The sequence below is a fragment of the Symmachiella macrocystis genome, assembly GCF_007860075.1.
GTDB classification, from domain to species: domain Bacteria; phylum Planctomycetota; class Planctomycetia; order Planctomycetales; family Planctomycetaceae; genus Symmachiella; species Symmachiella macrocystis.
The window spans coordinates 646,433-661,663 of the sequence record NZ_SJPP01000002.1; the positions used below are offsets into that span (position 1 = coordinate 646,433).

General features: G+C 55.4%; 15 protein-coding genes. 13 read left to right on the forward strand and 2 right to left on the reverse strand.

Annotated features, from left to right (window positions below; all coding sequences use genetic code 11):
• Positions 1-42 precede the first annotated feature (42 nt).
• From CA54_RS20515 to CA54_RS20575, 13 genes are all read left to right on the forward strand, one after another.
• Positions 43-1,260: a type II secretion system F family protein gene (locus tag CA54_RS20515; RefSeq protein WP_146372851.1), complete on the forward strand. Its 1,218-nt coding sequence runs from the start codon at positions 43-45 to the stop codon at positions 1,258-1,260.
• A 78-nt stretch (positions 1,261-1,338) separates the two neighbouring features.
• On the forward strand, positions 1,339-1,836 hold the full coding sequence (gene gspG, locus CA54_RS20520) for a type II secretion system major pseudopilin GspG (protein WP_146372852.1): 498 nt from the start codon (positions 1,339-1,341) through the stop codon (positions 1,834-1,836).
• A 71-nt stretch (positions 1,837-1,907) separates the two neighbouring features.
• On the forward strand, positions 1,908-2,546 hold the full coding sequence (locus CA54_RS20525) for a pilus assembly FimT family protein (RefSeq protein WP_146372853.1): 639 nt from the start codon (positions 1,908-1,910) through the stop codon (positions 2,544-2,546).
• Positions 2,543-3,007 carry a type IV pilus modification PilV family protein gene (locus CA54_RS20530; RefSeq protein ID WP_146372854.1) on the forward strand — a complete coding sequence of 155 codons (465 nt, stop codon included), beginning with the start codon at positions 2,543-2,545 and terminating at the stop codon, positions 3,005-3,007. Before CA54_RS20525 ends, CA54_RS20530 begins: the two co-directional genes overlap by 4 nt.
• A complete protein-coding gene (locus tag CA54_RS20535) occupies positions 3,004-4,080 on the forward strand; it encodes a type II secretion system protein GspJ (RefSeq protein WP_146372855.1) in 1,077 nt (358 codons plus the stop codon). Before CA54_RS20530 ends, CA54_RS20535 begins: the two co-directional genes overlap by 4 nt.
• The gene (locus CA54_RS20540) at positions 4,077-5,663 is read left to right on the forward strand and encodes a type II secretion system protein GspK (RefSeq protein WP_146372856.1); all 1,587 of its coding nucleotides are present in this window, start codon (positions 4,077-4,079) and stop codon (positions 5,661-5,663) included. Before CA54_RS20535 ends, CA54_RS20540 begins: the two co-directional genes overlap by 4 nt.
• 151 nt (positions 5,664-5,814) lie before the next feature.
• Positions 5,815-7,536, forward strand: a complete 1,722-nt coding sequence (locus CA54_RS20545; protein WP_146372857.1) for a hypothetical protein — start codon at positions 5,815-5,817, stop codon at positions 7,534-7,536.
• Entirely contained in the window at positions 7,536-8,414 is an 879-nt protein-coding gene (locus tag CA54_RS20550; protein ID WP_146372858.1) for a hypothetical protein, read from the forward strand. The genes CA54_RS20545 and CA54_RS20550 overlap by 1 nt, the downstream gene beginning before the upstream one ends.
• 103 nt (positions 8,415-8,517) lie before the next feature.
• On the forward strand, positions 8,518-10,017 hold the full coding sequence (locus CA54_RS20555) for a M81 family metallopeptidase (protein ID WP_146372859.1): 1,500 nt from the start codon (positions 8,518-8,520) through the stop codon (positions 10,015-10,017).
• A 109-nt stretch (positions 10,018-10,126) separates the two neighbouring features.
• Positions 10,127-10,696 carry a hypothetical protein gene (locus tag CA54_RS20560; protein ID WP_146372860.1) on the forward strand — a complete coding sequence of 190 codons (570 nt, stop codon included), beginning with the start codon at positions 10,127-10,129 and terminating at the stop codon, positions 10,694-10,696.
• 73 nt (positions 10,697-10,769) lie between these two features.
• Positions 10,770-11,375 (forward strand): SMI1/KNR4 family protein, encoded by a 606-nt coding sequence (locus CA54_RS20565; protein ID WP_146372861.1) that lies wholly within the window; start codon positions 10,770-10,772, stop codon positions 11,373-11,375.
• 36 nt (positions 11,376-11,411) lie between these two features.
• Positions 11,412-11,981, forward strand: coding sequence for a hypothetical protein (locus CA54_RS20570; RefSeq protein ID WP_146372862.1), 570 nt, complete (start codon positions 11,412-11,414; stop codon positions 11,979-11,981).
• Between the two features lie 73 nt (positions 11,982-12,054).
• The gene (locus CA54_RS20575) at positions 12,055-12,651 is read left to right on the forward strand and encodes an SMI1/KNR4 family protein (RefSeq protein ID WP_146372863.1); all 597 of its coding nucleotides are present in this window, start codon (positions 12,055-12,057) and stop codon (positions 12,649-12,651) included.
• Positions 12,652-12,987: 336 nt separating this feature from the next.
• Here the strand turns inward: CA54_RS20575 and CA54_RS20580 are convergent, their stop codons facing one another.
• Positions 12,988-13,653 carry a metallophosphoesterase family protein gene (locus CA54_RS20580; RefSeq protein WP_197532668.1) on the reverse strand — a complete coding sequence of 222 codons (666 nt, stop codon included), beginning with the start codon at positions 13,651-13,653 and terminating at the stop codon, positions 12,988-12,990.
• A 183-nt stretch (positions 13,654-13,836) separates the two neighbouring features.
• On the reverse strand, positions 13,837-15,087 hold the full coding sequence (locus tag CA54_RS20585) for an argininosuccinate synthase (RefSeq protein WP_146372865.1): 1,251 nt from the start codon (positions 15,085-15,087) through the stop codon (positions 13,837-13,839).
• Between the last annotated feature and the right edge of the window lie 144 nt (positions 15,088-15,231).

A 15,231-nucleotide genomic window follows, 5' to 3' on the forward strand; every position in this document is an offset into this window, starting at 1 on the left:
GAGGGGATCACGATGATTTTCAAAGAGAACAACTGACCGACAATGCCTGAGTTTGCCTATACAGCCCGAAACATGACCGGCGAAGACGTGGTGGGTTCCATCACAGCCGGCAGCCGCCGCGAAGCGCTCAATACGCTCGCTGAGCGCGCGTTGTTTCCGGTACGTGTAGACAGCACAGAAAAGGCCAAATCGCTCTTTGACTTCAAGCTGTCCATAGGTCGGAAAATCAAGGCGGAAGTCTTGGCCTCCACGCTGACGCAGTTGTCGGACCTATTGGAAAACGGCGTGCCGTTGCTCAATTCGCTCAAGTTGCTGTCTGAGCAATGTGCCCACGATCGGATGAAAGAAGTCCTCACGGCGATTCACGACCAAGTCGTCGAAGGGGCACCGTTGGACGAGGCGTTTGCCCAACATCCTGAGGTGTTCGGTGAATTGACCGTCAGCATGGTCCGTGCCGGTTCCGAAGGGGCATTTTTGGAAGACGCACTCAAGCGGACGGCTGACTTTTTGGAACTGCAGGAAGAAATGAAAAGCCGCGTCAAAGGGGCGATGGCTTATCCTGCATTCCTGGCAGCTGCCGGTTTCGTGGTCACAGTCGTGTTGATTGTGTTCTTCGTTCCGAAATTCGCAGAGCTGTTTAAACAATTGGAAAAGCAGGGCGGATTGCCGACGCCCACCGTGGTGTTGTTGGCATTGAGTGATTTCCTCGGGCGTTGGGGCATCTTCTTGATTGCCGGACTGTTCGCCTTAGGGTCGTACGTGAAGAAACAGTTGGCTAAACCAGCCGGCCGACATTTGGTAGATCGCTGGAAATTGAAGATTCCCGTTGCGGGCAGCATTTTTCTGGGTTCAGCCGTTTCACGGTTTTGCCGCGTGTTGGGCACGCTGCTGCGAAATGGAGTCCCGCTGCTACGAGCCTTGGAAATCAGTCAGGACTCAACCGGAAATTTGGTGTTGGCCGATGCGATCAAAGCTTCGGCGGAGAATATTTCGTCGGGCGACACACTGTCGCAACCGCTGGGCGAATGCGGGCTGATCCCCAAGCCGGTGATGGCAATGATCAAGATCGCCGAAGAATCGAACAACTTAGAGAACGTGTTAATCAATGTCGCGGACGGTATCGACCGCAAAATCGGACGTCAGATCGACATCATGGTGCGGCTCGTCGAACCGACCATGTTGATGGTCATGGGCACGGTGATTTTGTTCGTACTTGTGGCTTTATTGCTGCCGGTGTTCGACATGAGCGCAACGATGTAATCGAAGGCGTGGAAATCCCCGCCGCTAAAAAATTCAAAAAACGAAAAAAACTGTTCTGCATTTTAAGGGAGCAAATTGATGAGACGGATTCAACAGACAAAACGAAACCCACAAAGACGCGGTGGTTTTACATTAATCGAAATGCTGGTCGTTCTGGCAATTCTGGTTCTTCTGATGTCAATGGTTGGCCCTCGTATTCTGGGCAGCCGGGAGAAGGCGGACATCAGCAGCACCAAGACCCAAATCGGCATGTTTCGGGGATCTTTAGAGCAATACAACCTGGATACACGGGCCTATCCGTCGACCGAAGAAGGCCTTGTGGCATTGGTCGATGCTCCGGCCGACGAAGAAGAAGGGACTTCCAACTGGGATGGTCCTTACATCAGTAAATCGGAAATTCCTAAAGATCCCTGGGGTAACGATTATCAGTACGAGTTTCCCCCTGAGCATGGTAAGGGCGATTTCCCTGACATTTGGTCCTACGGTCCTGATGGCGAAGATAACACTGACGACGACATCACGAACTGGACGAAAGAAGAAGGCGAAGAGGGCGAAGAAACTCCGACTGAGGAGTAAATCCCTCCGGCATTTGGGCCGATATGTACCAGGAACGACCGACTTTGACTTAACGGCAGGAAATGAAAACGATGTTGGCAACAAGATTAAAAACGAGCAAAAATGGGCGTCAGAGCCGTCGTGGTACGACGCTCCAGGAAATGCTGGTCGTCCTGGCAATTGTGGTCTCCCTGGTAGGATCGGGATGGCCGGCAATTAGCGGGGGACTGGGCAAGAGCCAATTACGCAGTGGAGCCAAACAGCTTCGCTCAGAATTGGCCAAGGCGCGGCTGACCGCCATGGAAAATGGCGTGGCGTACCAGTTCCGCTACCAATTGGGAACGGGGCATTTTGAAGTCGCTCCGGTCTCGGCCCTCAATGACGAAGGTGAGCAAACCGTCACCGAAGATGAAGATGCGGAAGCGGCTCTGCCGATTTTCGAATTGGAACTGCCCGAAGGCGTCGTATTCGGTGGACAGACGGAGAACCAAGAAGAAGGTTATTCCTCCCTGGCTTTCGAGGAAACCCAAGAGGTCGAAGCGGTCGACAGTCTGTCGGATTCCCAGTCCGAAGAGTGGTCGGCACCGATTGTCTTTTTCCCCAACGGTCGAACTGCCAACGCCCAATTCACATTGCAAAATGAAGATGGGCACCTCATCATGGTGACGCTACGAGGCTTAACCGGTTCCGCTACGGTAGGCGATTTGAAAAAGGTTGAGGTCCCAGAATGACCGACGTTCGCCGCGAGGGATTTTCATTAATGGAAGTCATACTCGCGATGAGCATCCTACTGGGGGGCGTGGTCGTATTGGGTCGACTGGCCTCCATCGGCGCGAAACACGCCCGGACTGCTGAGGACTTGGCTGCCGCTCAACTGCTTTGCGAAGCCCGCATTACGGAAATCCTCGCAGGAATTGTTCCTGCTGAAACGCTCGAAGAGGAACCGCTGCCCAACTCGCCTGACTGGGTGATCTCACAGGAATTGCTGCCGCTTGAGCAGCCCGGTGTCGTGGCGTTATCGGTCACCGTCACACGTGCACCGGAGGACTTAGTCGGCTTGGCGACAGCGCCGACCCAAGAGAAAAAAGAAGTCTCGGTTAGGCTTGTCCGTTGGATGCTGGATCCGAGCATTGCACAGTTTGGCTCCTCCGCGCCGGGATCCTCCTCTGCAACGGGGGCCATCTCCCCATGAGGCGCATTCCCCCCCCGCTTTCCCGCCACCCCTGTCTAACGACCCGCAGTGGGTTTACGTTGATGGAGGTACTGTTGGTCACAATTCTGTCCGCCGTCTTGATGGTCGGTTTGTGGAATCTGTTTGGGACCTACATTCGGTTATTCGAGTCGGGGCCGGCACGCACAGAACGCGCGCAGTTGTTACGTGCATTGAAACAACAAATCAGCGACGACCTGCGGGGCGCGATTCAGATTGCTGAAATCCCCGATACCTCCTCGAGCGTGATGACATTCGGCACAGAGGCGACGTCATCCGAACTCACTCCCGGTGGAGAGACGTCTCAGAACTCCGCCGCCATTGCCTCCTCGTCCGAGTCCTCCCCCTTGCCGCGTTTTGGAATCGTGGGGACATCCCAATCGCTAGCGATCGTGACCTTGCAAGTTCCCGCGGTCTCCCCCAATGCCCCATCCGCCTCGGATTTACCGGTGGACTTCGCTGAACAGATGACTTCGCTAGCGCCGGAATTGCGAACCGTGCTTTATACATTCAACGAGACGCGCGAACAGTCCCCGCTGGACCACGGGCCGCCGCCGGGATTATTGCGACGCGACCTGGATTGGCAAACCGCACTCTCCGATCGTGAGTTCGCCGCTGCCTCCGAATTTGGAATCGCCGATTCACCCGATGTGGGCAGTAGCGAGGAAATCGTCATCGACGATTCCATGATGTGGGTGCCGGAAATCTCCGAACTGAAAATCCGCTACTTCGGCAACGGCCGCTGGCAGTCTTCCTGGGACAGTTTGCAAAACAAAACGTTGCCATCGGCAGTGGAAATCATACTGGAATTGCACGATCCCGATGACCTCAACGCAGATGAAGATGACGAAACCGCAATGGATTCGTCATCCGAACCCGAGGAATTGGTGCTGGATAACGATGTCGGCTCCAACTTCATCGATCCGGAAGTAAATCAGAAGCAGCAGCGCATTTTGATTTATCTACCCGGCGGCCTCAAGACGTCGCACTCTAGCAGTGGAGGATTGGGATTTCCCGCCTCCGACAGCCAAGAGTTGCCGGGAGGGGCGCCATGATTTCCCAGCGAACGGCTCAACACTCCTCGTCCCCGCGGCAGGGGATGATCTTGATCGTGGTGACGATCGTCTTGGTGATGATCAGCCTAGCCGGATTCGGTTTTGTGGCGGTGATGTACACCGAAAACAAAGCCGCGCACTTGAATGTTGATGAAATCCACGTCGACTACGCGGCCGCTTCGGGAGAGGAACTGCTCAAAGCGGTCTTGGACCAAGGTCCCGCGGGACGCACTGCCATGGGCGGTTTGTTTGACAATCCCGATTTATTCAAAGGACAAGTTCTCTACCTCGAATCGGGCACGCAGGCGGTGGTGCGGTTCAGCGTGTTGGTCCCTCGAATCGAAGAAGGAAATATCATCGGCATGCGGTATGGTGCCGAAAATGAATCGGCACGCATCAACCTTTCGGTCCTCGCCCAATGGGACCAGGCCGTTCCGGATGCGGGACGCAATGCCCTGATACAATTGCCGGAAATGACCGACGCGGTTGCCGATGCCATCATGGATTGGTTGGATGCAGATTCCACCCCGCGCAGCAGCGGAGCCGAACGAGATTACTACAGCGGGCTGGATCCCCCCATGCAGCCTCGCAACGGGCCAGTCGAATCGCTAGAGGAACTGTTGTTGGTCAAAGGGGTCACGCGCGAACTGTTATTCGGCAGCGATACAAATCAAAATCACGTCGTCGAGCAAGACGAAATGGATTCGGTGGCCGGGGGTTTGGGGCGGAGCGGAAGTTCATCGGGACTGCCTTGGGCAGCGTATTTGACGCTCTATAGCAGCGAACGCAATGCGCGTCCCAATGGCTCACCGCGGATCGACATCAACCATCCCGACCTGCAACTACTTTATCAGTCATTATCCGGGGCGCTGAACGAACCCTGGGCGCGATTCCTCATTGCCTATCGACAATTCGGTCCATACTCCGGCAGTGAGGAAGGACAAGCCAACGCAACGGTCGCGTTGGATTTGAATCTGCCGTCGAAATACAAAATCGCCAGCCTGCTGGACCTGATCGATGCGCGAGTCTCGGTTCCGCAATCGTCTGGCACCCCCGAGGTTTCTCTCAGCCCATTCACCAGTTCTCCCGATTCATTACGGACAAGTTTGCCGCTGCTACTGGATCAAGTAACGATCGACCAAGCGCCCGTGTTGGTGGGACGAATCGATATCAACAGCGCCCCCCGCGAGGTGATCGCCGCCGTCCCGGGAATGCCCGAGACCCAGGTGGAACAGATTTTGGCCGGTCGCGGCTTGCCGGGTGGATCCGAAGAATCCAGCCACCGGTATCCCACGTGGCTGTTGGCGCAAAACTTGGTCAGCCTGGAAACGATGCGAGAATTGATGCCCTATTTGACGTGCGGCGGTGACGTCTACCGTGCACAGGTGGTTGGCTATTTTGACAGCGGGACCCCTTCAGCCCGCGCCGAAGTGGTCATTGATGCTACCGGCGAGGTACCGCGTCAGGTATACTATAAGAACCTTCGGCTGTTAGGGCGCGGATTTGACATGGAGATGCTTCGCGGCGAGCAGTTAGAAGACCTACCCACACCATCCACCGCTGATTCCGCCGATGCGGAGTAGTCAGTGCGTTCGGTCGCATTCGAATTTCAGCCCCGGCTTTTCCAAAGCCTTTAATGCTGCGGTTCGGCTGCACACTCCACATTGTTAATGGTCGCCATCCGCGGCAAACCTTTCCCACGGACGGCAATAACCCACTTGGAGACTGCTCCCCATGGCACGCATGCTGGCCTTGGACTGGACCCGCAATGAAGCCCGCTATGTTCTCGCTAACAGCAGCGGCGAAAAGCTGACGATCGAAGCGTCTGGCGCGATATCCTTGTCTGAACTTGCAGATGAGGATTTTGCGAACGCCGACAAATTTGGCGAAGCAATCCGCACCGGCTTATCGTCTGTTAAAGTCGGGCGGGCGACGCCATTGTTGGGGATTAGTCGTGAGCAGGTCGAACTTCTCAATTTTTCCGTCCCCGCAGTCCCGCCAACGGAACTTCCGGAGATCGTTTTAAATCTGGCGATGCGGGAATCTCCCACCGTCACGGAAGAGTCGGTTGTCGATTTTGTTTCGTCACCTGATGGAGCAGACGAAACAGCCGAAGTGACGGCAGCGGCTGTGACGGCCGAAAAATTTCGCTGGATTCAACAGGCCTGCACAACCGCAAAACTATCGCCGCAAAAAATCGTGCTCCGCCCCTATGCAACCGCTGCGTTGTTACCGGCGGGCAACGCTCAACGTTCGTTGTTGGTCAATCGTGTCGGCGAAGACGTCGACCTGACGGTCGTCGATGCAGGACATGTGGTCTTTTCACGCTCGGTACGAGTGCCGCCTCAAGAAAATAGTGAGGCGACCACCAGCCGGTTGATGCAGGAAATTCGCCGCACCATGATGGTCGCGCCGCACGGAAGCGGAAATCGCGGCGTCGAAGCGGTCTACCTGCTGGGCCGCGAAGAAGAGCATGCGGAGTTGCTCGCGGTGATTCGCCGGGAATTTGCGTCCGACCGCCCCGGGGGAGCAGACGACCATACCGCTGACGTGGAAGTCAGCGCCTTCGACGTCTTCGCATCGCTCGGCGTCGATCACGAGGCGATTCCCAAAAACTCAGGCAGTTACGCCGCACTGCTGGGAATGTTGCGGACTGAAGCAGACGGAGGGACGCATCCGTTTGATTTTCTGAATCCCCGCAAGCCCCCGAAACCGCCCGACCGCAAACGGATCATGATGCTCGTCGGAGGTTTGGCCGTGGTGGCAGCGGCGGTCTTGGCGTTTCCGAAATACGAAGAATATCAAGACAACCAAGCCACAATCGATGGCTTGATGAGCGAAATCAAAGAGGCCAAGGCCAGCGAGAAAACGATTAAAAAACAAGCGGCGATCGCTGCAACCCTCTCCAAATGGGAGTCAGGCGGCGTGAACTGGCTAAACGAACTACAATCGTTTTCCACCCATTTTCCACCCCCGCGGGATGCAATGGTATTACGCATGGCGCTGTCGTCATCGCGGGGAGGCATTATCACGTTCAACGGCTTAGCCCGTGACCCAGCGGTGGTCACACGCATGGAACTGGATCTCCGCGACGACACCCACGACATCCAGACCCCCCGCGTCCAAGAGCGTGTGCAGGAGAACGGTTATACTTGGCAGTTCGAAACCAAAGTGAGTATGACCCCGCCCAAAGCAGCGTCTAAAAAGTCTGAGAAATCAGCAGAGAAATTATCCGGCAAAAAAGGCAAAGCGAAGTCGGACGAGAATAAGTCGCCCGCAGCCGATAAAAAACCAACGACGAAATCCAAGACAGCCAAAAAGACAGCACCTGCAAAGAAAACTTCTTCCGAAAAAGCGGAAGACGATACAACCCAATCCTCGAAAAAACCTGCCGAAGAATCTCAAGACAAGCCATCAGCAGACAAGCAGCCGGCAGAGAAGGGGGGGGCGAAATAATGGAAACTCGCCAATTAGTCTTATATGGCCTCTTGGGTGTGATCGTCCTCTTTTTTGGAGGCGAGAAGCTCAAGACGTCGTTGATCGACGAACCTTTCGATGCCCAACAAAAGCGGATTGAAAAACTGGAAAAGGATCGCTTAAAAGCGAAGAAGACTTTAAACCGCGCCAAGAAAACCAGCCGCCGGATTGCCGAATGGGAAGAGCAGTCACTGCCGGCCGATCCCAGTACGGCGCGGACCGTCTATCAAGAATGGTTGGTTGATGTTGTGGATCGCTCCCGACTATCAACCCCCAGTTTTGACTCCGGCACCCCCGTGTTGCGAAACGGCATTTATCATTCGCTCACATTCTCCGTCCGTGCCCGTGGGACATTGCAACAGTTCACAGCCTTCTTGTACGAATTCTATCGCGCCGATTTTCTGCATCAGATCCAGTCAATCGGCATTACCCCGCTGCGCAGCGCCGGATTGCTAGACCTATCGATTTCGATTGAAGCTGTCGCCATGACCAACTCGGCCCATGCCCAAGATTTGCCAACGGCGATCGCAGAAGAATTCGCAGACAAGGACATCACCTACTTTTCGCCAATCGTGAGACGCAACATCTTCGGGATCGGCGGCGAAGCGGACCCTGCCAATTTCACCCGGCTGACTGCTGTGACGGAACAAGGCGAAACCGAAGCGTGGTTCACATTGGGATCGGAAAATCGCGTGATCCGGCTCAAGCAAGGCGAGATGCTGGATGTCGGCCAGTTCACCGGCACCGTGGCGGAAATTCACCGGACCGACGTCATCCTCGAAGCCCGCGGCGAACGCTGGTTGCTTTCCATCGGCGAAAACCTCAACGAAGCCAGCGCATTGCCGCCGGAGTTTTAGGCCTGCGGCTCCAGTAGTGAGGCCCGAGGGTGCCACTGGCGGCTTGTCCGCCAGTGCTTAGAGTGTCCGCTGTAGATCATCAATCTTTACAAGGACCGGTTCGATGCGGATTGCGATTGGGCAGTTGTGGCAAGAGACGAATACCTTCAACCGCAATCCAACGACGCGGACCGATTTCGAGAATTGGGGCGTGGCTGTGGGGAACGAAATCGTTGCCCAATACAGCGAAACAGGCGAACTGGGCGGATTCATTTCCGCCTGCCGCGACTGGGACGCTGGTGTGGAATTCGCAGGACTAGTCCGCTGCGCCTGCTGGCCCTGGGGCCGGGTTGATGTGCCGACGCACGAGTGGATTCGCGCCGCTTTCGCGGAGCAACTCGACGCAATGGGACCGGTCGATGGAGTGTTATTGGCCCTGCACGGGGCGATGGCAGCCGATGATGAGCACGATTTAACTGGGGCGTTGCTGGCCCAGGTTCGCGCCGCTGTCGGGCCGGAGATCCCAGTGATCGGCACGCTCGACTTGCACGCCAACGTCACCCAACTGATGCTCGACAGCGCCGACTTGCTGGTCGGTTACCACGCCTGCCCACACTTGGATGCCTTCGAAACCGGACAACGCGCGGTCGCCGGTCTCAGGTGCATGCTCGAGCAACAGGTGCGGCCGACGACCGTGTCGCGCAAACTCCCCATGATCGTCGCCGCTGAAAGTCACAACACATTCACCGGCCCACCGGCTCCGCTTTATCGACAACTCGAAGAATTGGAAAAAGAGGAGGACATCCTCACTGCCGGCATCTACATGGCGATGCCCTGGTTCGACTGCCCACATTTGGGGTGGTCGGTCGTCCTCTCCACCACGGGGCGGCGTGATGCGCAGGAAATTGTCGACGACTTGGCCGATCAGTGTTGGGCCTTGCGCAAGCCGATGGCTGATATTGAGCGGTTTCCTCCCGCCGAAGTCGTCGCACGGGCCAAAGCCCATGCGGGATATCCCATCGTCATCGGCGAGGGCGCCGATGCCACAAACAGCGGCGCACCGGGTGACTCCACGCATCTGCTGCGGGAGTTCCTCGCCCAACAACCGATTCCACACGGAGCACTCACGTTTTTAGTCGATCCCGAAGCAGTCGCCACCGCCACACAGGCGGGCATCGGCGGACCGTTTCATGCGTTTGTGGGCGGCAGTTTCGCACCGGAGTACTCCGAACCGCTGGAATTTCGCGGGACGGTGGAAAACTTGCTCGACGTGAACTTCGTCCTCGACGGGCACATCGGCAAAAAACTCCCCATCCATATGGGCCGCGGAGCCGTCGTCCGCTCGGGCGATGTCACTGTGCTCTTCACAGAAAAGAACGGCCCAGGAAGTTCGCCACTCTTATACGAAGCGGCCGGTCTCGATCCACGAACCTGCGGAATCGTCGTCGCCAAATCGCCAGCTGGCTTCCGCGCGGACTACGACCCCTTCGTCGCCGGCACCTACCTCGCCGATTGCCCCGGCTGCGCCATGCCCGATTGGCCGCGGCTGAATTTCCACAACGTACATCGTCCGCTGTGGCCGCTCAATGCGGTTGAGCGTATGAGTGATGCGGGCTGGTGTTGATGAGGCCCGCCTCGTCCCAGATGATGCGCGTCCGGCGGGAGCCTGACTTACGGCGATTTGAGACGATAGGTTGTATTTCTTGGGAATGTGAGTGACCGAGGATCAGTCCATGAATTGGCAAGAAAAACTCGAAACGACGCGTCGTTTTTGCGAGCATGATGAATCGCTTGACATTTATTTCGAATTAGCCGACGGAGCACCCGAGGAGTTCCTGGCAACTCTTCGGGATCGATTTCCCTTTGTCGATGACGACTATTTGACGTTTTTGAAAATCTCCGACGGTGCCTCGTTTGACATGTGCACACTATTCGGTTCGGGATGTTCTGGGTACCGGGGTGTGATCGCGGAAATCGAAAGTCTGGGAGAAGATTTGGAGGACATCCCGGAATGGGAAAACGTCGCCGTTGAAAACCAATTGATTCCGATTGGTAAAACGGCAGGGGGCGATGGCCTTTTAATGATGCCGGATCGGCGTATCGTTATCATTGATTACATTCACGAAGTTCCTGGCGAAGGACGAACACTTGCCTATGCGTTCTCGCAACTGTTGGATGATGTATTTATGGGCCCCAATTTTGGAACTCTTTTGTATCCGGACAAATGGGCGGCTGACGATGAAAATGGATGGACACGCTACCTTCACAAACAAGGCTGGTGGCCAGAGGGGACCGGAAATTGACGCGATCTCGCTCATCGCTTCCAATGCCGCGCTGGGGATCATTTGGTAGTCAAACTATACGGGAGAGTTTTCTATGGGGTGGCGGGAAAAGTTTGATCTGCTTCGGGAGAAAGTCAAATCCGATGAGAAGTTTTGGGCGTTGTGTGACTTGCACGACCCGGCGTCGGATGAGTTTATCGACTCTGTGCAGAAAACGTATCCGTTTGTGAGCGACGAATATCTCGAGTTCTTGCGGTATACCGACGGGTGTCGAATCCATTATCAGTGTTTTTTGGGCTCTGGCGCACCGCACTTTATCCCAGAATGGTTGTTTGCTCCTAGCGCGTTTCAATGTCCAGCGTTATTTGATGAGGCGCAGGCCTTGTCGGAAAGCCTTCCCAAATGGCGAAATGTGGCCGAATTGGGACCCTTTTTGCCGATTGCAAGCGACGGTGGGGCTGGTAGCGCCGAAGCGTATTTCTTAATGTTAGAAGACGGCAGAATTCTTGAAATTGACTGTGAGACAAAAAAAACAAGTTGGGACCAAGTCATCGCCAACTCATTTGGCGAATTGCTCGACAACATTATCATGGGAGAAAAACATTATTTGTTGGGATGCGATGATCCAGGTGATTGGTCTCCTTACAATGAAAACGACTGGACACGTTTTTTGAACGAACAGGGGTGGTGGGTTCATTAGCAGTTGTACTGTCCCCCCAAATATTGCGAGCGTAAAATGACCTGGCAAGAAAAACTCGAAACGACGCGTCGTTTTTGTGAGCAGGATGACTCGCTCGAAAACTATTTCGGTACGGCTGAAGGCGCGCCGGAAGAATTTATGGCCGCACTTCGCGACCGGTTTCCTTTTGTCGATGACGACTATTTGTCGTTTTTGCGGGTTTCCGATGGTGCGTCATTCGATATATGCACCCTGTTCGGTTCAGGTTGTTCCAGGTACCGGGGTGTGATCGTCGAGTTGGAAAGCCTTGCGGATGACTTGGAGGACATTCCGGAGTGGGAAGACATCGCCACGGAAAACCAACTGATTCCGATCGGCAAGACGGCCTGGGGAGACGGGCTGTTGATGATGCCGGATCAACGGATTGTTGTGATCGACTATATCCATCAAATCCCAGGCGAGGGACGAACGCTTGCCCAATCGTTTTCGACACTCATGGAAGAAGTCTTCATGGGACCTCAATTCCCAACAATCGTTGCCCCCGATGCATGGACGCCCGACAGCGAAGATGCTTGGACACATTACCTGCATCAGCAGGGCTGGTGGCCAGAGGGCAATGACAAGTGACACGATCTTTCCGATCGGTTTGGGTGTTGTATTGGGACCACTAGATAGACCAAACAATCAGGCAGAGTATTCGATGGGTTGGCGGGAAAAGTTTGAAGTGCTCCGCGAGAAAGTCAAAGCGGATGAGAAGTTTTGGGGGTGCTGTGACTTGCACGACCCGGCGCCGGATACATTCATCCAAGCCGTGCAAGAAAAGTACCCGTTTGTGAGCGAGGAATATCTCGATTTTTTGCGAAATTCCGACGGGTGTACTCTTAATATCTGGTTTTTCATGGGCTCTGGCGCACCTCATTTTATCCCAGAATGGGTGTTTGACCCGAGCGGTTGCCGTTGTCCAGCCTTATTCGGCGAGGCGCAAGCCTTGTCGGAAAGCCTCCCCAAATGGCGAAACGTGGCCGAATTGGGGCTCTATTTGCCAATTGGAAGAGACGGTTGTGCCGAAACCTACTTCTTAATGTTAGAAGACGGGCAAATTCTTGAGATTGACTGTGAAACTAAAAAAACGAGTTGGGATCGAATCATCGCCAATTCATTCGGCGAGTTACTCGACAACGTGATTATAGGAGAAAAGTATTATACGTTGGGCTGCGATGATCCAGGTGATTGGTCTCCCTACAATGAAGATGACTGGACGCGCTTTTTGAACGAACAGGGGTGGTGGGTTCACTAGAGCACTGGGTGCCACTGGCTTCGCCAGTGTTTTTGACCGGGCAACCAAAGATACGGGCGGGAAGTTGAAAATACTCGATTCTTCTTCAACGGCGGTTCACGGTATTTCCGTCAAAGGCAACTTCTCTCTAACATTGTCACCTGAATACACTGGCAAAGCCAGTGGCACCCAACATCGCACCCAAGCGGTGTTACTCTTGCAAATCGTGCCCTATGCAACCGATGCGGCTCAGCAGGAGCTTCGCCCTCCCGGACCTCGTTCTCAAAAGGCGCAGCGACCAACGGGAGCGGCCTACCCCTCACCGAGCGGAAGCTCGCACAAAGCGGCTGTGCCGCGCTATTGGGGGTAGCCGGTGCGGGAGTGGCCGGATTGGTTGGCTTGGTAGATGATGTTGGTTCCTGTGTCCAAACAAGTGAGCCAACCGTGTTTGGCGTAGGCCATGGTGTCGATACCGACCCAGCCGGGAAAGACGAGTGGGTCGCCCGACATTTGTGGCGAGTGTCCGCAGATCACGCGTTGGCCGGTGGGCCAGGGGGGTTCCATGGCGGTGAGCCGTTCCCACCGTAATGCTTGCCCTGGTTGTTGTTCGAGCGGAACGCTGGGCGTTAGATTGGCGTGGACGAAAATGTCGCGGGGCGTATCGACGTAGTTCAGGCCGGACCGCATGAATTCGTAATGCTCCTCGGGAACATCATCAAAACTACCGCCATACGACTCGAGCGCTTCGCGGCCCCCGTGCATCATCCATGGCCCCAGCCATTCCCCTCCCGCCATAGCATTGAGAAACATCTCTTCGTGATTGCCCATGATAAAGAGCAGGTGGCATTGCTGCCGCAACTGGAGCAAGCGGTCGATGACCTGCTTGGTCCCCGGGCCGCGGTCGACAGCATCTCCCAGCACAACGACGGTATCGTCGGGCTGCACGTCGACTTCGGTGAGCAACGTATCGAGCGCGTGATCACACCCGTGGATATCGCCAATGGCTAACGTCCGTCCCGGCACTGGTTCTCCATCCCGCCTGTTGGATTTTTTATCAAAAAGCCCACTGAAAGTTGGGGTCGCCGAAATAAACGTAGGTCATGCTATGCATGACGAATCTCGGAGGAGTATCATCCCAGCAAGTCTCGTCATGCACAGCATGACCTACGAATCTTTGGCAATGTTTTTCTCTAAAGTCGCCTCGCCCTATTTATCTTCCGCTGAGGGCATGATCCGTGCCGGACGCATGCTCGGTTCTTCTTTGAGCAACTGTTGCCGTGCTTGGGTTTGTTGGCTCAATCCGTGGATTTTGATGAACCCGATCGCCGTCTCGTGGGGGAATTTGTCTCCCTCTTCGTACGTCGCCAACTCTTCGGAATACAGGCTGTATTCGCTCTTCATGCCGGTGGCGGTGATTTTTCCTTTGTACAGTTGCACGCGGACGTGACCGCTGACGAACTTTTGTGTCTCGGAGACATAGGCCATCAACGACTTGTGAAACGCGCTGAACCACAACCCGTCATAGATGATGTCGGCGCAGGTCTGTGAGACATAGGTATTGAACCGTTGTGCCTGGCGGCTGAGTGTGAGGAACTCCAGTTCCTTATGGGCATGATGCAAAATCACAGCTGCGGGAGCTTCGTAGATTTCGCGGCTCTTAATCCCCACCAGTCGGTTTTCGACGTGGTCGATGCGGCCCACACCGTTTGCGCCGCCGATTTCGTTGAGCTTTTCAATCAGCGGCACCGCATCCATCGGCTCGCCGTCGAGATGTGTCGGGCGTCCCTGATCGAATTCAATGACCACCTCCACCGGTTCATCGGGAGCGGTCAACGGGTCGGTGGTCCATTTGTAGGCGTCGGCCGGGGGAGCAATCCAGGGGTTTTCTAAAATCCCCGCTTCGACGCTGCGGCCCCACAAGTTTTGGTCGACGCTATAAATGCTTTGCTTGGTCGCATCGACTTCTATGCCGTGCTTGCGGGCATATTCCAATTCTTCGGTCCGTGTCCACTTCCATTCGCGCACCGGGGCGATGACTTTGAGGTGCGGAGCCAGCGTCTGTACGGAAACATCGAAACGGACTTGGTCATTCCCCTTGCCGGTGCAACCATGCGCAACGGCGGCAGCGCCGTGCTCCTTGGCTGCTTCAACCATTCTCCAAGCGATGAGTGGGCGTCCCAGAGCGGTGGCGAGTGGATATTTTCCCTCGTACATCGTGCCGGCCATCAACGAGGGCCAAACGAAGTTATCGACGAATAAATTCCGGGCGTCTTCGATGATCGCATCGACGGCGCCGGTCTTGATCGCTTTTTCCTTGATCGCATCCAACTCGCGGCCTTGGCCTAGGTCGCATGTGAACGTGATCACGTCCATGTTGTAGGTTTCATTGATCCATTTCACGGCGACGGACGTATCCAGGCCGCCGCTGTACGCCAAAATCACTTTCTCACGTGCCACTGTCGTTTACCTGCTGTCAAAAAAGTGCTGCCATAGCCGACATTGCGGCACGGCACCGACGGGGATTTGTACGAATCGTCCCTGCCACCCAAAGCGTGGATGGCGGGACACCGCTGCGATTATAGCCACCGGTAGGCTGCCGTT